17 protein-coding genes are annotated in these 17,597 nt (G+C 74.1%); 14 read left to right on the top strand and 3 right to left on the bottom strand.

Annotated features, from left to right (window positions below):
• The first annotated feature begins 33 nt into the window (after positions 1-33).
• Positions 34-534, top strand: a complete 501-nt coding sequence (rpsI, locus tag IF29_RS0107865) for a 30S ribosomal protein S9 (protein WP_030251518.1) — start codon at positions 34-36, stop codon at positions 532-534.
• Positions 535-688: 154 nt separating this feature from the next.
• On the top strand, positions 689-2,050 hold the full coding sequence (gene glmM / locus IF29_RS0107860; protein ID WP_030251515.1) for a phosphoglucosamine mutase: 1,362 nt from the start codon (positions 689-691) through the stop codon (positions 2,048-2,050).
• Between the two features lie 76 nt (positions 2,051-2,126).
• Here the strand turns inward: glmM and coaA are convergent, their stop codons facing one another.
• Positions 2,127-3,107 carry a type I pantothenate kinase gene (coaA, locus tag IF29_RS0107855; protein WP_030251512.1) on the bottom strand — a complete coding sequence of 327 codons (981 nt, stop codon included), beginning with the start codon at positions 3,105-3,107 and terminating at the stop codon, positions 2,127-2,129.
• Between the two features lie 141 nt (positions 3,108-3,248).
• Here coaA and IF29_RS0107850 point away from each other — a divergent pair, with 141 nt between their 5' ends.
• Positions 3,249-4,250, top strand: a complete 1,002-nt coding sequence (locus tag IF29_RS0107850; RefSeq protein WP_037594632.1) for a daunorubicin resistance protein DrrA family ABC transporter ATP-binding protein — start codon at positions 3,249-3,251, stop codon at positions 4,248-4,250.
• A gap of 2 nt (positions 4,251-4,252) precedes the next feature.
• Complete coding sequence (locus IF29_RS0107845) at positions 4,253-5,059, top strand: ABC transporter permease (protein WP_030251507.1); 807 nt, start codon at positions 4,253-4,255, stop codon at positions 5,057-5,059.
• A 2-nt stretch (positions 5,060-5,061) separates the two neighbouring features.
• On the opposite strand, the gene IF29_RS0107840 is transcribed toward IF29_RS0107845, so the two are convergent.
• The gene (locus IF29_RS0107840; RefSeq protein WP_051725036.1) at positions 5,062-8,337 is read right to left on the bottom strand and encodes an ATP-binding protein; all 3,276 of its coding nucleotides are present in this window, start codon (positions 8,335-8,337) and stop codon (positions 5,062-5,064) included.
• A gap of 82 nt (positions 8,338-8,419) precedes the next feature.
• Here IF29_RS0107840 and IF29_RS0107835 point away from each other — a divergent pair, with 82 nt between their 5' ends.
• The 7 genes from IF29_RS0107835 (at position 8,420) to IF29_RS0107805 (ending at position 14,630) form a co-directional block, all read left to right on the top strand.
• Positions 8,420-8,788 carry a holo-ACP synthase gene (locus tag IF29_RS0107835; RefSeq protein WP_030251502.1) on the top strand — a complete coding sequence of 123 codons (369 nt, stop codon included), beginning with the start codon at positions 8,420-8,422 and terminating at the stop codon, positions 8,786-8,788.
• Positions 8,789-8,825: 37 nt separating this feature from the next.
• Complete coding sequence (locus IF29_RS0107830) at positions 8,826-10,328, top strand: bifunctional ADP-dependent NAD(P)H-hydrate dehydratase/NAD(P)H-hydrate epimerase (RefSeq protein WP_030251499.1); 1,503 nt, start codon at positions 8,826-8,828, stop codon at positions 10,326-10,328.
• A 106-nt stretch (positions 10,329-10,434) separates the two neighbouring features.
• The gene (locus IF29_RS0107825) at positions 10,435-11,013 is read left to right on the top strand and encodes a L,D-transpeptidase (protein ID WP_051725035.1); all 579 of its coding nucleotides are present in this window, start codon (positions 10,435-10,437) and stop codon (positions 11,011-11,013) included.
• A 119-nt stretch (positions 11,014-11,132) separates the two neighbouring features.
• Positions 11,133-12,365, top strand: a complete 1,233-nt coding sequence (alr, locus tag IF29_RS0107820; protein ID WP_051725034.1) for an alanine racemase — start codon at positions 11,133-11,135, stop codon at positions 12,363-12,365.
• On the top strand, positions 12,362-13,777 hold the full coding sequence (locus IF29_RS0107815) for an alpha/beta fold hydrolase (protein ID WP_084713718.1): 1,416 nt from the start codon (positions 12,362-12,364) through the stop codon (positions 13,775-13,777). Before alr ends, IF29_RS0107815 begins: the two co-directional genes overlap by 4 nt.
• A 60-nt stretch (positions 13,778-13,837) precedes the next feature.
• On the top strand, positions 13,838-14,356 hold the full coding sequence (gene tsaE, locus IF29_RS0107810) for a tRNA (adenosine(37)-N6)-threonylcarbamoyltransferase complex ATPase subunit type 1 TsaE (RefSeq protein ID WP_030251488.1): 519 nt from the start codon (positions 13,838-13,840) through the stop codon (positions 14,354-14,356).
• A 94-nt stretch (positions 14,357-14,450) separates the two neighbouring features.
• Positions 14,451-14,630, top strand: coding sequence for a hypothetical protein (locus IF29_RS0107805; RefSeq protein WP_030251486.1), 180 nt, complete (start codon positions 14,451-14,453; stop codon positions 14,628-14,630).
• Between the two features lie 9 nt (positions 14,631-14,639).
• Here IF29_RS0107805 and IF29_RS0107800 read toward each other — a convergent pair whose 3' ends face one another.
• Complete coding sequence (locus tag IF29_RS0107800; protein ID WP_051725033.1) at positions 14,640-15,206, bottom strand: hypothetical protein; 567 nt, start codon at positions 15,204-15,206, stop codon at positions 14,640-14,642.
• Between the two features lie 78 nt (positions 15,207-15,284).
• On the opposite strand from IF29_RS0107800, the gene tsaB reads away from it, so the two are divergent.
• Genes tsaB through tsaD form a run of 3 tightly spaced genes read left to right on the top strand, consistent with a single transcriptional unit; the run spans position 15,285 to position 17,585 of the window.
• A complete protein-coding gene (gene tsaB, locus IF29_RS0107795; protein WP_030251481.1) occupies positions 15,285-15,959 on the top strand; it encodes a tRNA (adenosine(37)-N6)-threonylcarbamoyltransferase complex dimerization subunit type 1 TsaB in 675 nt (224 codons plus the stop codon).
• Positions 15,956-16,510, top strand: a complete 555-nt coding sequence (gene rimI, locus IF29_RS0107790) for a ribosomal protein S18-alanine N-acetyltransferase (protein WP_030251479.1) — start codon at positions 15,956-15,958, stop codon at positions 16,508-16,510. The genes tsaB and rimI overlap by 4 nt, the downstream gene beginning before the upstream one ends.
• Positions 16,503-17,585, top strand: coding sequence for a tRNA (adenosine(37)-N6)-threonylcarbamoyltransferase complex transferase subunit TsaD (gene tsaD / locus IF29_RS0107785; RefSeq protein ID WP_030251477.1), 1,083 nt, complete (start codon positions 16,503-16,505; stop codon positions 17,583-17,585). The genes rimI and tsaD overlap by 8 nt, the downstream gene beginning before the upstream one ends.
• Positions 17,586-17,597 lie beyond the last annotated feature (12 nt).

The following is a 17,597-nucleotide window of genomic DNA, read 5'->3' as shown; positions in this document are numbered from 1 at the left end:
ACCCCGAAAACAGAAACGCAGCTGAGGAGAACCGTGGCCGAGACCACTGCCGAGACCCCGCTCGAGGTCGACGAGACCTTCGAGGTTGAGGTCGAGGAGCCCACCGAGTACACCACCGAGTCCCTTGTGGGCCGCTTCGCCGAGGCCGTTCCGGCCGCCGGTCTGGGCCGCCGCAAGGAGGCGATCGCCCGCGTGCGCATCGTCCCCGGCACCGGTGTCTGGAAGATCAACGGTCGCACCCTGGAGGAGTACCTCCCCAACAAGGTGCACCAGCAGATCGTGAACGAGCCCTTCAAGCTCCTTGAGCTGGACGGCCGTTACGACATCATCGCCCGCATCAACGGCGGCGGCATCTCGGGTCAGGCCTACGCCCTGCGCCTGGGCGTCGCCCGCGCGCTGAACGAGGTCGACGTCGACGCGAACCGCCCGGCCCTGAAGAAGGCCGGCTTCCTGACCCGTGACCCGCGCGCCGTCGAGCGCAAGAAGGCCGGTCTGAAGAAGGCTCGCAAGGCGCCGCAGTACAGCAAGCGCTAAGCCTCCCCGCCTCGCGCCGCATGGTCCTCCGGAATGTCGGAGCCCGCGGCCGGAGCTGGACTGTCACGCCCCGGGAGCACACCATGTGCTCCCGGGGCGTGATGCGTTGATGGACTTCTGATCTGGGTTGACTGAGCCGCGGAGGATTGACCAAGTGGGACGACTGTTTGGCACGGACGGCGTGCGCGGGCTTGCGAACGTGGATCTCACCGCCGAGCTGGCGCTGGGCCTTTCTGTGGCCGCAGCGCATGTGCTCGGTGACGCCGGCGCCTTCGAGGGGCACCGTCCGGTGGCCGTGGTCGGCCGCGACCCGCGCGCCTCTGGGGAGTTCCTGGAGGCCGCCGTCATCGCCGGCCTGGCCAGCTGCGGGGTGGACGTGCTGAAGGTCGGCGTGCTGCCGACGCCCGCCGTCGCCTACCTGACCGACGTGCTGGACGCGGACCTCGGCGTGATGCTGTCCGCCAGCCACAACCCGATGCCGGACAACGGCATCAAGTTCCTCGCCCGCGGCGGCCAGAAGATCGACGACGCGGTCGAGGACGCCATAGAGGCCGAGTACGAGCGGTTCGAGGGGCACGCCTGGGCGCGTCCCACCGGAGAGGCCGTGGGCCGGGTGCGCAGCCACGAGGAGGGCTTCGAGCAGTACCTGCAGCATCTGCTGTCGGTGCTGCCCAACCGCCTCGACGGCCTGAAGGTGGTCATCGACGGTGCGCACGGGGCGGCGGCCAAGGTCTCCCCGGAGGTTTTCCGCCGGGCCGGGGCCGAGGTGCTGCACACCATCGGGGACGACCCGACCGGGCTCAACATCAACGACGGCATCGGCTCCACCCACCTGGCGCCGCTGCGGGCGGCCGTGCTGGAGCACGGCGCGGACCTGGGCATCGCGCACGACGGCGACGCCGACCGCTGCCTGGCGGTGGACGCCGAGGGCAACGAGATCGACGGCGACCAGATCCTCGCGGTGCTGGCCTGCGCGATGCGGGAGTCCGGGACGCTGACCAAGAACACCGTGGTGGCCACGGTGATGTCCAACCTCGGCTTCAAGCTGGCCATGGAGCGGGAGGGGATCGACCTGGTGCAGACCGCGGTCGGCGACCGCTACGTGCTGGAGTCGATGAAGGAGCACGGGTACAACCTGGGCGGCGAGCAGTCCGGCCATGTGATCTTCCTGGACCACGCGACCACCGGGGACGGGACGCTGACCGGGCTGATGCTGGCGGCTCGGGTCGCCGCGACCAAGCAGTCGCTGAAGGACCTGGCGGGAGTGATGACCTGCCTGCCGCAGGTGCTGATCAACGTCAAGGGCGTGGACAAGGCACGGGCGTCCACCGATGAGACGCTGCGCAGGGCGGTGGCCGCGGCCGAGGCGGAGTTGGGGTCTGCGGGGCGGGTGCTGCTGCGGCCCTCCGGGACCGAGCCGTTGGTGCGGGTGATGGTCGAGGCTGCGGACATCGAGCAGGTTCATGCCGTCGCCGAGCGGTTGGCCGAGGTCGTGCGGACGGCTCTGCCGCTGTAGCGGGTTGCTGTTCGCGCACGCAGGTGAAAAAGCACAGCCCCGCGCCCCTGAAAACACAAGGGGCGCGGGGAACTCGTCACAGCTTGCGCAGGCGGACGCGTTGGACCTTGTGGTCGGCGCCCTTGCGGAGGATCAGGCTGGCGCGGCCCCGCGTGGGGGCCACGTTCTCGACCAGGTTGGGGCGGTTGATGGTGCGCCAGAGCTGGCGGGCGTAGTCCATGGCCTCGTCCTCGGGGACCTCCGCGTAGCGGCGGAAGTAGGAGGTGGGGTCCTGGAACGCGGTCTCGCGGAGCTTGCGGAACCGTTCCAGGTACCAGCGCTCGATGTCGTCCGCGCGGGCGTCCACGTAGATCGAGAAGTCGAAGAAGTCGGCGACCGCCACCCGGGTCCGGCCGTCCAGGCCGGGGAGCGCCGGCTGGAGCACGTTGAGGCCCTCGACGATGAGGATGTCGGGGCGGTGCACGGTCAGCCGCTCGCCCTCGACGATGTCGTAGACCAGGTGCGAGTAAACCGGTGCGGTGACCTCCTCCTTGCCCGACTTCACGTCGGCCACGAAGCGGGTCAGCGCCCTGCGGTCGTAGGACTCGGGGAAGCCCTTGCGGGCCATCAGCCCGCGGCTGCGCAGTTCGGCGTTGGGCAGCAGGAAGCCGTCGGTGGTGACCAGCTCGACCCGGGGGTGCTCCGGCCAGCGGGCCAGCATCGCCTGCAGCAGCCGGGCCGTCGTGGACTTGCCGACGGCGACGCTGCCGGCGACGCCGATCACGAACGGGGTGCCCGGCTGGGTGTGGGTGTGCTCGTTGCTGTCCAGGAAGGCGTTGAGCGCGCCGCGCAGTCGTCCGGTCGCGGTGACGTACAGGTTGAGCAGCCGTGACAGCGGCAGGTAGACGTCCTGGACCTCCTGGAGGTCGATGACGTCGCCGAGGCCCCGGACCCGTTCCACCTCGTCGGCGGTCAGCGGGAGCGGCGTGCGCTCATGGAGCGCGCTCCACTCCGATCGGACGAGGTCGACGAAGGGGGACGCGTCAGCGCGGCGTTGGGCTTCGAGCGTGGTCGGCACCTGTCCATTGTCGGTGCGGGTGGCGTTCACGTGCGTGTCAGCGGCCTGTCAGTGGCGAGAGATTCGTCTCAGCCGGATGTCAGTGCCGGGGTGGATCGTCAGTGGCGGACACAGTGACGGCACGACGACGGGGGAGACCCGATGAGCTACGCGTTCCAGGCCGAGGGCCTGGTGAAATCCTTCAAGGAGACTCGGGCACTGGACGGGGTGGACCTCGCGGCCCGCACCGGAACGGTGCTCGGGCTGCTGGGGCCCAACGGTTCCGGCAAGACCACCACGGTGCGGGTGCTGGCGACGCTGCTGCGCCCGGACGCGGGCCGGGCGCTGGTCGGCGGCCTGGACGTGGTGCGGCAGGCGCCCGCCGTGCGCGCCCAGATCGGGCTCACCGGCCAGTACGCGGCGGTGGACGAGATGCTCACCGGGTTCGAGAACCTGTTGATGATCGGCCGGCTGCTGGGACTGTCCCGGCCGGACGCCAGGAAGCGCGCCGCCGAACTGCTGGAGCGCTTCGCGCTGACCGAGGCGGGCGGCAGGGCCGCGGGCACCTTCTCCGGCGGGATGCGGCGCCGGCTGGACCTCGCGGCCTCGCTGGTGGGCCGGCCCCAGGTGCTGTTCCTGGACGAGCCCACCACCGGGCTCGACCCGCACAGCCGCAACGAGCTCTGGGAGATCGTCCGCGGACTGGTGGGCGAGGGCGTCACCGTCCTGCTGACCACGCAGTACCTGGAGGAGGCGGACCAGCTGGCCGACGAGATCGTGGTGATCGACAAGGGCCGGGTGATCGCCGGGGGCACCCCGGACGCGCTCAAGGCCCAGGTCGGCGGTCAGGTGCTGGAGCTGCGGCCGCAGCGCGCCGAGCAGCTGGAGCTGGTCTACGGAGTGGTCGCCTCGCTGGCCGGGACCGGCACCGAGATGACCCCCAACGGGCTGGTCAGCGCTCCGGTACGGGACGTCGCGCTGATGCCGGCCGTGGTCGCCCGGCTGGAGCAGGCCGGGCTGGTGGTCAGCGAGCTGTCGCTGCGCGGATCCAGCCTGGACGAGGTCTTCCTCACCCTGACCGGCCACCGCACCGCGGTGACCGACGAGACCGAACCCGGCGTGGACGCCGGATCCGAGGCCGCCACCGTGAAGGCAGGAGTCTGACCATGGCCACCGCAACGCTCACCGCACCCACCGCTCCCGCCGGCCGGGTCGGCCTGCTCGCCGGGCTGCAGCACACCGCGACGCTGACCTGGCGCAATCTGGTGCAGATCAAGCACAACCCGATGGAACTGATGGACCTCAGCGTCCAGCCGATCATGTTCCTGCTGCTGTTCACCTATGTGTTCGGCGGCCAGATGTCCGGGTCCACCCATGCCTACCTGCAGTTCGCGCTGGCCGGGATCATGGTCCAGAACGGCCTGTTCGCGACGCTGACCACCGCGGTCGGGTTGAACAGCGACATCCAGAAGGGCGTCTTCGACCGGCTCCGCAGCCTGCCGATCGCCCGGTCCGCGCCGCTGGCCGGACGGGTGGCGGCCGACCTGGGCAAGCAGGTCTGGTCGATGCTGCTGATGCTGGGCCTCGGCCTGGCCCTCGGCTTCCGCCCGGACGGGGTGGCCGGGGTGGTCGGCGCCGTCGCGCTGATGGTGGTCTTCGCCCTGGCCATGTCCTGGATGATGGTGCTGGTCGGGATGGTCGCCGAGAACGCCGAGAAGGTCCAGATGCTGGGCTTCGTGGTGATGTTCCCGCTGACCTTCTCCTCCAGCGCCTTCGTCAGCGTTTCCTCGATGCCCGGCTGGCTGCAGGCCTGGGTGAAGGTCAACCCGGTGACCTCGCTGGTCGACGCGATGCGGGCGCTGCTGGTCGGCGGCCCGGTGCAGGGTCCGGTGGTGCACACCCTGCTGTGGGCGGCGGCCATCGCGGTGGTGTTCTTCCCGCTGGCGCTGCGCGCCTACCAGCGCCGCAGTTGACGCTACTGCCCGGCCCGGCGCCGGGGCTCGCGGTGCCCGCCGGCCAGTGAGCCTTCGACGGCCACCCCGAACGAGGAGAACAGCTCCTGGTCCGGGGTGGCCCGTCCGCGTGCGTAGGCCTGCGCGTAGGCCTGCTCGCCCAGCTCCGCCGAGGCCTGCCGGCTGATCCGGACGACGTCCGCCGAGGAGAGGTCCGGCATGCCCCGGCGGGTGTGCGCCGCGCCCAGCAACTCCGCCGCGCGGACGGCGTCGCCGCTCTGCAGCGCCAGGTCGGCCCAGCCGTGCAGGGCCAGGGCCAGCACCGGGCCGTCGTAGAAGTGCACGGCCGCCTCGGCGGCGGTGCGCAGCAGTTCCCCGGCGCGGTCGAACCGCCCGTCGGCGATCTCGATCTGGGCCTGCGCCGTGTGCAGCATCGTGGTCATCTGCGGCAGGGCCTGGTGCCGGCTGCCGATCACCGCCTCGACCTTGGCCATCGTCGTCCGGGCCTCGTCGGTCCGGCCGAGCCTGCGATAGCCCTCGGCGAGGGCCAGCTGCGCCATCATCACGACCGACCAGGAGCTGTCCCGGGTGGCGATCTCGGCCTCGGTCTCCATGGCGGCCAGCGACTCCGCGTCCAGCGGCTCGCCCACCCGCCGGGCGGTGAGCAGCCGGGTCCGGTAGTCGGCGGAGTCGGCGCTGACGCCCATCCGCTCCTCCAGACTGATGGCCAGCTCCCACAGCCGTACCGCCTCGGCGCCCTCGCCGCGCCACTGGGCGATCTCGGCGCGGCCGGCGTTGGCGAAGGACTGCCCCCACAGGTCGCCGACGGCCTCGAAGCGCTCGGTGGCCTCCCGCAGGTGCTCGTCGGCGAGTTCGGGGTTGCCCTCGTTCTGCCGGGCGTAGCCCATGAAGAGGTGGGCCGTGGCCCGGACCCAGGGGTCCGGCGCCTCGAACAGCGGCTCGGCGAGGCCGACGATGTTCCAGTCCTCCTGGCTGAACATCGCGTCCATGATGTCCATCAGGGGCAGCAGCGGATGGGCGAAGGGGTCGCCCAGCTCGGCCCGCAGCACCATGGCCGTGCGCATCATGGTGAGCGCCGGTTCCGGGTCCCAGTTGGTGTCCAGGCTGTAGAGCGCGGTGATGCCGTGGGCGACGGTGCGCGACAGCAGCGGGACGCCGTCGGCGGGCAGTTCCAGCGCGGCGTGCACCAGCGGAAGGTTCTCGCCGCGTTCGCCGCGCCGCCACAGGTACCAGCCGATCCCGGCGACCAGCCGCACCGCGGTGACGGCGTCGCCCTGCTCCACCGACCAGCGCAGTGCCGAGATCAGGTTCTCGTGCTCGGCCAGGAAGCGGGCCAGCCAGGGGATCTGCTGCGGGCCGTAGAGGTGCGGCTCGCCGGTCTCGGCGAGTTCGGCGAAGTACGCCGCGTGCGCGGCACGGGTCGCGGCGACCGCGCCGTCCTCCTCGGCCAGCCGCTCGGCCGCGTAGACCCTGATGGTCTCCAGCAGCCGGTAGCGGCCCGAGGAGGTGTGCACCACCAGCGACCTGTCGACCAGTGAGGACAGTGCGTCCATCACCTGACCAGACGTCAACTCGGGCGAGCTGCAGACCTGTTCGACCGTCTCCAGGTCGGCGCCGCCGGAGAAGACGGACATCCGGGCCAGCAGCGAGCGCTCGGGCTTCTCCAGCAGGTCCCAGCTCCAGTCCACGACCGCGCGCAGGGTGCGGTGCCGCGGCAGCGCGGTCCGGCTCCCCCCGGTGAGCAGCTGGAAGCGCTGGGCCAGCCGCTCGGAGATCTGCGCCGGGGACAGGCTGCGGATCCGGGCGGCGGCGAGCTCCAGGGCCAGCGGCTGGCCGTCCAGGGCGCGGCAGACGGCGAGCACCGGCGGCAGGTCGGCGGCGGTCAGCCGGAAGCCGGGGCGGACGGCGGCGGCGCGCTCCTGGAACAGCCGCACGGCGGGGAAGGCCAGGGCCTGGTCCACCGTCAGCCGCGGGTCCTGCTGCGGGTCGGCGGGGAAGCCCAGCGGCAGCACCGGGTACTGCTGCTCGCCGGTGATGCCCAGCGGCTCCCGGCTGGTGGCCAGGATGCGCAGCCCCGGGCAGCCGGCCAGCAGCCGGGCCGAGAGGTCGGCGGCGGCCTCGACCAGGTGCTCGCAGTTGTCCAGCACGATCAGCAGTTCGCGCACCCCCAGCGAGTCGACGATCCGGTCCACCGTCTCGCCCGGCGGATGGGTCCGGCTGCCGGCCCGCTGGGCGCCGGTGGACTCGCGGAGCTGGAGCGCGGCGAGCAGGGTGGACGGGAGGTCGCCGGGGTTGGCCACCGGGGCCAGTTCCACCAGCCGGACCGGGGTGCGGTTCCGGGCGGCGACTTCCAGGGAGAGCCTGGTCTTGCCGGCCCCGCCGGGGCCGGTGAGGGTGACCAGCCGGGTCCGCAGCAGGGCGTCGGCGACCGCGGCGAGGTCGCTGTCGCGGCCGAGGAAGCTGGTGAGCTGGGCCGGGAGGCGGGGGGCCGCCGGTGCCGGCTCCGGGGGCGTCGCCGTCGCGGCGCGGCCGGGCTGCGGGCCCGGGGCGGTGGGCGGGGTCGGGGCCGCTGGCGTGGTCGGGTCCTCGGCGGTCAGCACCGCCTGGTGGGCCGCCCTGAGCAGCGGGGAAGGGTCGGCCCCCAGCTCCTCGGCGAGCAGGGCGCGGCCCTGCTCGTAGACGGTGAGCGCGTCGGAGCTGCGGCCGGCCTGGTGCAGCGCGCGCATCAGCAGGGCCCGGGGCCGGTCCCGGATCGGGGCGGCGGCGCTGAGGGCGTCCAGCTCGGCGACGGCCTCCGCGCCGCGGCCCGCGCCGATCCGGGCCTCGAAGAGGTCCTCGCGGGCATTGGCGCGCAGCGCCTCCAACCGGGCCGCGGTGGGCTCGAACCCGGGGACGTCGGCCAGCGCGGGGCCGCGCCAGAGGTCCAGTGCGGCGGCCAGTTGTTCCTCGGACGGCTGACCACCGAGCAACTGCTCGAAGCGGAGTGCGTCGACCTGTCCGGGGTCCAGCGCCAGCCGGTAGCCCTGCGGCGCGGCGGCCACCAGATCGCGGCCGACGGCCGAGCGCAGCCGGGAGACCAGGGCCTGCAGGGCGTTGGCCGGGTTGGCCGGTACCGCGCCGTCGGGCCAGAGCGCCTCGGTCAGCGCTGCTGCGGAGACGGAACGTCCCGCCTCCAGCGCCAGCGCGGTCAGCAGGACCCGCATCCGGGCGCCGGCGAGCTCGACCGGGTCACCGGCAGGGTCGGTGACCTGGAAGGGTCCGAGCAGCTGTATCCGCACCCGCCCATTGTCCAGGCAATCGGGCGCCCCTGGTGCACGATGGGGTGACCTTGCCGCCGGGCGGGGGACGAGGGAGTTGCGAATGATCATCGGGGTCGGCATCGATGTGGCGGAGATCGCACGCTTCGAGGCGTCGCTGCTGCGCACGCCGAACCTGGCCCAGCGGCTGTTCACCGAGGCCGAGCTGGTGCTGCCGAGCGGGGAGCGGCGCGGCGCGGCCTCGCTGGCGGCCCGGTTCGCGGCCAAGGAGGCGCTGGCCAAGGCGCTCGGCGCGCCGGGCGGAATGGCCTGGACCGACGCGGAGGTGAGCACCGAGCCGTCCGGCCGACCGCTGCTGGCGGTACGCGGCACGGTGGCGGCTCGGGCGGAGCAGTTGGGCGTGCGGTCGTGGCATCTCTCACTGAGCCATGACGCGGGCGTAGCGTCGGCGGTGGTGATCGCGGAGGGTTGAGCCGTGATCCGGGTCGTCGGCGGCTGAGGAGTGGGCCATGCGGTATGCGCACACGGTGGAGCGGGTGCGGGCGGCGGAGGAGTCGCTGATGCGGCGGCTGCCCGAGGGCGCGCTGATGCAGCGGGCGGCGGCCGGCCTGGCGGCCACCTGCCTGCAATTGCTGGCCGGGGGAGCGGAGCGGGGAGCCGGCCGAAGGGGCCGCGGCAGCCGCCGGGTCTACGGCAGCCGGGTGGTGCTGCTGGTCGGCAGCGGGGACAACGGTGGTGACGCCCTGTTCGCCGGCGCGCGGCTGGCGGCGCGCGGGGTCCGGGTGACCGCGGTGCTGCTGGCGGGGGAGCGGACCCATGCCGCCGGGTCGGCGGCCCTGCTCGGCGCCGGGGGCGTGCTGACGCAGGATCAGGCCGCGGGGCTGGCCCAGCTCGGGCGGGCCGACCTGGTGGTCGACGGGATCGTGGGCATCGGCGGCCGGGGCGGCCTGCGCGATTCGGCGCTGCCGTACGTACGGGCGGCGGAGCGGGCGGGGGTGCCGGTGGTGGCGGTGGACCTGCCCAGCGGGGTGGACGCGGACACCGGCGAGGTGGCCGGCGCGGCGGTGCGCGCGACGGTGACGGTGACCTTCGGGACGCACAAGCCGGGGCTGCTGGTCGATCCGGGGGCGCAGTACGCGGGCGTGGTGCGGCTGGTGGAGATCGGGATCGAGCCGGGCCCTGCCGCGGTGGAGGCGCTGCAGCACGCGGACGTCGCCGGGCTGCTGCCGCGGCCCACGGCCGAGAGCGACAAGTACCGGCGCGGTGTGGTCGGCATCGCGGCCGGCTCCGACCGCTACCCGGGGGCGGCCGTGCTCGCGGTCTCGTCCGCGCTGCACGGCGGCGCCGGAGCGGTGCGCTACGCCGGTCCGGCGGCGGCCGAGGTGGTCCGGGCGCATCCGGAGGTGCTGGTGACCCAGGGCGGCCCGAAGGCCGCCGGACGGGTGCAGGCCTGGGTGGTCGGCCCGGGGCTGTCGGACGGCCCGGAGGCCGAACGCACCCTGGAGGAGGCGCTGGCCGCGGGCGTGCCGGTGCTGGTGGACGCGGACGGGCTGCGGCTGCTGGCCCGCCGGGGCGCGGCGCCGCGTGCCGAGCTGCTGCTGACCCCGCACGCCGGGGAGGCGGTGGCGCTGCTGGCCGGGGCCGGGGTCGAGGCCACCCGGGAGCAGGTCGAGGGGGCCCGGATCGGCTACGCGCGCCGGATCGCCGAGCTCTACGGCTGCACGGTGCTGCTCAAGGGCTCCACCACGGTGGTCGCCGGACCCGATCCGGCGGCGCCGGTCCGGGTCAACCCGACCGGAACGCCCTGGCTGGCCACCGCGGGCAGCGGCGACGTGCTCTCCGGGCTGGCCGGGTCGCTGCTCGCGGCCGGGCTGGCGCCGGTCGACGCGGGTTCGGTGGCGGCCTATCTGCACGGCCTGGCGGCGCGGACGGTCGGCGAGGGCCCGGTCACCGCCGCGGAGGTGGCGGCGGCGCTCCCTGCGGCGTGGCGCGGGGTGACCGGGGCGGCCTGATCCGTACTGTCCGAAGCACTGTCCGAAGCGGAACAGGCGTCCCGCCGGCCGAGCGTGACGGTGTGCCGGCTTCGACGGACAGCGGGAAAGGGAACGGTGAGGGCAGGTGCTGGAGGGCAGGGTGCAGGAGGGCGGGGTGCAGCCGACCAGGAGGGTCCGGCGTGCGGGGGGACGGCTCGCCGGCCTGCGGCGGGCGGTGGTGCTGCTCGCGGTGGCGGGGATGGCCGCGGCCGGGATCGTCACCGGCGGGATCGTCGCGGGCGGTGGCGCCCGGGCCCAGGCCGCCGCCGGGCCGAACGCCTCCGGCCGGTGTCCCACCACGCAGGGCCGGATCGCCTGCGTGGACCTGACCCACCAGCGGATGTGGGTGCAGGTCGGCTCCCGGGTGGTCTTCGGCCCGGTCCCGGTCCGGACCGGTCGCCGGGGCCATGTGACCCGCACCGGGCTGTGGCACGTCTACTGGCGCGACGCCCACCACCGGTCCTCGCTCTACGGCGGCGTCGCCATGCCGTACAGCCAGTTCTTCTCCGGCGGCGAGGCGTTCCACGCCGTCCAGGAGGCCATGTCCACCCCGCCGGGCTCGCACGGCTGCGTCAACCTGAGCAACCGGGACGCCCGTGCGCTGTGGGGCGTGCTCCGGCTGCACGACCCGGTCGAGGTGTTCGGCCGCAAGCCCGGTACCTGACCGGCGTCCGAGCGGAGTCCGACCGGCGTCCGAGCGCCGCCGACCCGGTCCGGCCGGATCCGGGCCCGCCGTCGACCGGACTCCCGGGAGCCGCCCGCGGTCTGGGACAATGTCCGGCAATGGACTCCAACCTCCCGGGGAGCAACCCCCCGGACTCCCAGCCGGCGGTGCGCGCCGAAGCCCTGGTCGACCTGGCGGCGCTGCGGGGGAACCTCGACGCCCTGCGCGCCCGTACCGGGTCGGCCGCGGTCATGTCCGTGGTCAAGGCCGACGCCTACGGCCACGGACTGGTGCCCTGCGCCCTGGCGGCGCTGGACGCCGGGGTGACCTGGCTGGGTACGGCGACGCCCGAGGAGGCGCTGGCGCTGCGGGCGGCCGGGATCACCGCCGACCGGGCCAGGGTGCTCTGCTGGCTGTGGACCCCCTCGGGGCCCTGGGAGCAGGCCGTGACCGCCGAGATCGACATCTCGGTCAGCGGCGAGTGGGCGCTGCGCGAGGTCCTGGCCGCGGTACGGGCCACCGGCCGTCCGGCCAGGATCCACCTCAAGGCCGACACCGGGCTGGGCCGCAACGGCGCCCAGCCGCACGACTGGCCCGCCCTGGTCGCCGCCGCCCGCGCGGCCGAGGCCGAGGGGCTGCTCACCGTCGCCGGGGTCTGGTCCCACTTCGCCTGCGCGGACGAGCCGGGCCACCCCGCCAACGAGGCCCAACTCGCGGCCTTCCGCGAGGCGCTGGCGGTCGCCGAGGCGGCCGGGCTGCGTCCCGAGGTCCGCCATCTGGCCAACTCCCCGGCCACGCTGCTGATGCCGGAGGCGCACTTCGACCTGGTCCGGGCCGGGCTGGCCCAGTACGGCCTGTCCCCGGTCCCCGAGCTGGGCGGCCCCGCCGACTTCGGGCTGCGGCCGGTGATGACCCTTCAGGCCAGGCTGGCCCAGGTCAAGTCGGTCCCGGCCGGACACGGCGTCAGCTACGGCCACACCTACACCACCGCCGGCAGGACCACGCTGGCGCTGGTCCCGGTCGGCTACGCGGACGGCATCCCCCGGCACGCCAGCAGCACCGGACCGGTCTGGCTCGGCGGCAAGTGGCGCACCGTCGCCGGACGGGTCGCGATGGACCAGTTCGTGCTGGATCTGGGCGGCGACCAGGCCGAGGTCGGCGACCTGGCGGTGCTGTTCGGTCCCGGCGACCGGGGCGAGCCCACCGCCGAGGACTGGGCCAGGGCCTGCGGGACGATCTCCTACGAGATCGTCACCCGGATCGGGGTAAGAGTCCCCCGGCGCTATGTCGGGGCCCTGGGCGGGGCCTTGGGCGGAACCCCGGTCGAGCGCCTGGAGGGCGGTGGCGGATGAGCAGCGAGGAGGGCGGCCTCGCCGGGGCGGCCGCCGGAGCCGCGGTCGAGGCGGTCCAGCAGGTCAGGGCGGCGGCCGGTTCGGTGGCGAGCGACGTCGCCGCGGGCCGCTGGCGCCGGGCCGGGCTGGTCGGGCTCTCCCTGGGCGTGGTCGCCGCGGGCGCCGCCGCCGGTGTCGCCGTCGAGCGCCTCACCATCGGACGGGACATGCGCCGCCGGGCGGGCGCCGAGGTCGAGGCCGCCGCGACCTTCGGCTCGCTGCGCGGCCGACCGCGCACCGTCGCCGCCCCCGACGGCACCGAGCTGTACGTGGAACTGGACGGCACCGGCTGGCAGGAGGGGCCGCAGACCCCGCCCGCCGCCGTTGCGGCCGAGGCCTCCGCACCGCGCAAGGGCTGGCTGGGCCGGTTCCGCCCCGGCGGCGGCACCTCCTCCGCCGGACCGCTGGGCGGGGTGCTCTCCGGCGTCGGCAGCATGCTCGGCATGGTGCCCACACCACCGCTGACCGTGGTCTTCTGCCACGGCTACTGCCTCAACCAGGACTGCTGGCACTTCCAGCGGGCCGCCTTCCGCGAGGGCCTGCGGCTGGTGTTCTGGGACCAGCGCAGCCACGGCCGCTCCGAGCGCAGCCGCAGCCACCTGGCCGGCGAGCCCGCCAGCATCGACCAGCTCGGCGGCGACCTCAAGGCGGTGATCGACGCCGTCGCCCCGACCGGGCCGCTGGTCCTGGTGGGCCACTCGATGGGCGGCATGACCGTGATGGCGCTCGCCGACCAGCACCCCGAACTGTTCCGCGAGCGGGTGGCCGCCGTCGCCCTGCTCGGCACCACCGCCGGCGGCTGGTCCGGCGTCACCCTCGGCCTGCCCGCCTACGGGGCGAAGATGCTGCACCGGGTCGCCCCCGGGGTGCTGAAGGCGCTCGGGCGGCAGCGCGATCTGGTGGAGCGCAGCCGCCGCCTGGGCAGCGACCTGACCTCGGTGGTCTACCGCAAGTTCTCCTTCGGCCGGGAGGACGTCGACCCGGCCGTGGAGCGCTTCGCCCAAAGGCTGCTGGAGGCCACCCCGATCGACGTCGTCGCGGAGTTCTTCCCGGCCTTCGACCTGCACGAGAAGACCACCGCGCTGGCCGCCTTCCGCGACATCCCCACCCTGGTCATGGGCGGGGCCAAGGACCTGCTCACCCCGCCCCGGCACAGCGAGGCCATCGCCGCCGAGCTCCCGGACGCCGAGCTGATCATCGTCCCGGACGCCGGCCACCTGCTCATGCTGGAGCTGCCCGACCTGGTGAACACCCAGCTGGCGCTGCTGCTGGAGCAGGCCGCCCGGGGCTCGGGCGCACCGCTGCCGCAGCCGGTACGGGACCTCGCGCTCGGCACCGTCCCGGCCGTGGCCGTGGACGAGTCCCTGACCTGATGCGACCCGACCTGACCTGACCCGACCGCCGAGCACCCCGTCGAAAGGACCCACCGCACCATGGCCAGCAGCCGTACCACCGTGACCGTGCCCGACGCCGCGGCCATGCAGGACCTCGGCCGCGGGCTGGCCCCGCTGCTGCGCCCGGGCGACCTGGTGCTGCTCTCCGGCGAGCTGGGCGCGGGCAAGACCACCCTCGCCCGGGGCCTCGGCGCCGGCCTGGGCGTGCGCGGCGCGGTCACCTCGCCGACCTTCGTCATCGCCCGGGTGCACCCCTCGCTGACCGGCGGCCCGGCCCTGGTCCACGTCGACGCCTACCGGCTCGGCGGCGGCCTGGACCAGATGGAGGACCTGGACCTGGACGTCTCGCTGACGGACTCGGTGGTGGTCGTGGAGTGGGGCGAGGGCAGGGTCGAGGAGCTGTCCGAGACCCGGCTGGAGGTACGGATCGAACGGGCCCTGGGCGACGAGGCCCCGGACGAGGGCGAGGGCGACGACGAGCGCCGGGTCACCCTCACCGGTCTGGGCGACCGCTGGGCAGGCACCGACTGGGGTGTGCTGCGGCCTGCCGGCGTCTGAGCCCCGACAAGATCCCGGCCCCTGGTTGTTATTCCGACGCGCTGTCGGGAAGATGGTGCATGCCAGCACTTGGAAGCCGGTCACGGGAGGCGACATGTCCGGTACGACCCCCCGCCCCGGCGGGGACGAGCAGCCCGTCGGTGTGGCCGCCCTGCTGGCCGCGACGGGCGCGGCCGCAGCCGTGAGCACGCCGCCGACGGAGCCGGAAGCGGAGCAGGAGACGGCGGGCGAGGAGCCCGGGCTGATCGTCCTGGAGTCGCGCGAAGCCGCCTGACCTGCGCGGTCAGGCGATGACGACGACCTTGCTGCCGGCCACGGTGAAGTCGAACAGGGCCTGGCCGTCGCCCAGGGTCTCCCTGATGCCGCCGGTCTTCTTGGCCGGGTCCGGAGCCGGGGTGGTGCCGTCCGTCGCCGAGCTGAAGCCGAAGACGGTCGAGCCGCGCTGGGCGAAGATCACCACGTTCTTGATCTCCACACCGTCCGAACCGGTCCTGGTGTCGGCACTGTGGGAGTACACGTTGTAGGTCCCGGCGCTGGGGCTCAGCGTGCTGGGCTGGACCGTGAAGGTACGGGTGGCGGTGCCCGCCGCGGTCACCAGCCAGACCCGCTTGGCGCCCAGCGCGTACACCACCCGCTTGCCGGTCCCCGAACGCGCCGGGACGGCGACCGGCTTGGGGGCGCTCGCCTTCGCCGATGCGCCCGCCGAGGCGGAGGCCGAGGCCCCGGGCTTGCCGGAGGCGGCCGGGGTCACGTTGGCCGAGCTCTTGGCCTGCAGCGCCAGCACGGTGACAAGCGCGAGCGCAGACGCCGTCAGGGTGGTGACGACAGCGCCCGTACCGATCCTTGCCACTCTGTCCTCCAGCGGTGGTTGCCCTCAGCGGAGTCCCAGCTTCTCATCCCGCATCCCCGGAACGTCTAACCTGGTGCCGTGCTTCTGCTTGCGTTCGACACCGCGACCCCCGCCGTCACCGCCGCGCTCCTGGACACGGACGGCGGGGTGGTCCTCGCCGCCGAGGACCAGATCGACGCCCGGCGCCACGGTGAGCTGCTGCTTCCCGCCGTCGACCGGGTGCTGCGCACCGCCGGGGTCGGCAAGGAGCAGCTCGGCGCGCTGGTGGTGGGCGTCGGTCCGGGCCCGTACACCGGGCTGCGGGTGGGGCTGGCGACGGCCGCCGCGCTGGGCCACGCCCTCGGCATCCCGGTGCACGGCGTCTGCACGCTGGACGGCATCGCCCACGCCGCCCGCCTGGCGGGCCTGCAGGGCCCCTTCACCGCCGCCACGGACGCCCGGCGCAAAGAGGTGTACTGGGCCTCCTACGACGCCGCAGGGGCCCGCGTGGACGGTCCGCACGTGGACCGTCCGGCCGAGGTCGCCGAACGGCTCGGGCAGGTGCCGGCCGTGGGCGCCGGCGCGCTGCTGTACCCGGAGGTGTTCCGCGACGTGCCGGCGGGCATGCCCGAGCACCAGTCCGCGGCGGCGCTGGCGTCCTACGCGGCCGCCGAGCTCGCCGCCGGACGCCCGCTGCTCGCGCCGACGCCGCTGTACCTGCGCCGTCCGGACGCCGAGGTGCCCAAGAACTACAAGACGGTGCTCCCGGCATGAGCCCCGGCACCCACCCCGGCCCGGACGCCGTCCCGGCCCTGCGGGAGATGCGCTGGTGGGACATCGCCCCGGTGCTGGAGCTGGAGCGCGAGCTGTTCCCGGAGGACGCCTGGTCGGCCGGGATGTTCTGGTCCGAACTCGCCGACACCCGGCACCCCCGCGCCACCCGCTGGTACACCGTCGCCGAGGACGCCGCGGGGGCGGTCGTCGGCTACGCCGGGCTGATGGCGGTGGCCGGCAGCGGGGACGTGCAGACCATCGCCTCGGCCACGCCGTACTGGGGCAGCGGCCTGGGCGGACGGCTGCTGGCCCGGCTGATCGACCAGGCCGCAGCGGTCGGCTGCGAGGAGCTGCTGCTGGAGGTCAGGGTCGACAACCCGCGCGCCCAGCGGCTCTACGAGCGCTTCGGGTTCCGGCCGATCGGGATCCGGCCCAAGTACTACCAGCCCTCCGGGGTCGACGCCCTGGTGATGCGGCTGGACGAACCCGGAACGAAGCACGCCGCCACGAAGAACCACGACAACGTAGGAGCACTGAGCCAGGATGGCTGACGAACCGCTGGTCCTCGGCATCGAGACCTCCTGCGACGAGACCGGCGTCGGCATCGTCCGGGGCACCACCCTGCTCGCCGACGCGGTCGCCACCAGCGTCGAGGAGCACGGCCGCTTCGGCGGCGTGGTCCCGGAGATCGCCAGCCGGGCGCACCTGGAGGCGATGGTCCCCACCGTCCAGCGCGCCCTGGACCAGGCCGGGATCAAGGCCAGCGACCTGGACGGCATCGCCGTCACCGCCGGCCCCGGCCTGGCCGGTGCGCTGCTGGTCGGCGTCTCGGCCGCCAAGGCCTACGCCTACGCCCTGGACAAGCCGCTGTACGGGGTGAACCACCTGGCCTCGCACATCTGCGTGGACCAGCTGGAGCACGGACGGCTGCCCGAACCGACGATGGCGCTGCTGGTCTCCGGCGGGCACTCGTCGCTGCTGCTGACCTCCGACATCACCAGCGACGTCCGCCCGCTGGGCTCGACCATCGACGACGCGGCGGGCGAGGCCTTCGACAAGGTCGCCCGGGTGCTGGGCCTGGGCTTCCCCGGCGGTCCGGTGATCGACCGCTACGCCGCCGAGGGCGACCCGGCGGCGATCAGGTTCCCGCGCGGGCTGAGCGGTCCGCGCGACCCCGCCTACGACTTCTCCTTCTCCGGGCTGAAGACCGCCGTCGCCCGCTGGATCGAGGCCCGGCGGCGGGCGGGCGAGGAGGTGCCGGTGCGGGACGTCGCGGCGTCCTTCCAGGAGGCGGTCACCGATGTGCTGACCCGCAAGGCGGTCCGGGCCTGCCTGGACCAGGGCGTGGAGCATCTGATGATCGGCGGCGGGGTGGCCGCCAACTCCCGGCTGCGGGCCATGGCGCAGGAGCGCTGCGAGCGCGCCGGCATCGAGCTGCGGGTGCCCCGGATGAAGCTCTGCACCGACAACGGCGCGATGGTCGCCGCCCTGGGCTCGGAGATGGTGTGGCGCAACCGTCGGCCCTCCGCCTTCGACCTGTCCGCGGACTCCTCGCTGCCGGTGACCGAGACCCACGTCCCGGCCGCCCCGGTCTCCCACGACGAGCTGCACCGGATGTCGGAGTAGAGGTCGGAGTAG

It is taken from the genome of Streptacidiphilus jeojiense (assembly GCF_000719095.1).
Classification (GTDB): domain Bacteria; phylum Actinomycetota; class Actinomycetes; order Streptomycetales; family Streptomycetaceae; genus Streptacidiphilus; species Streptacidiphilus jeojiensis.
Note: the sequence above shows the minus strand (reverse complement) of the source record. Positions and strands in the feature narration are given on the sequence as shown.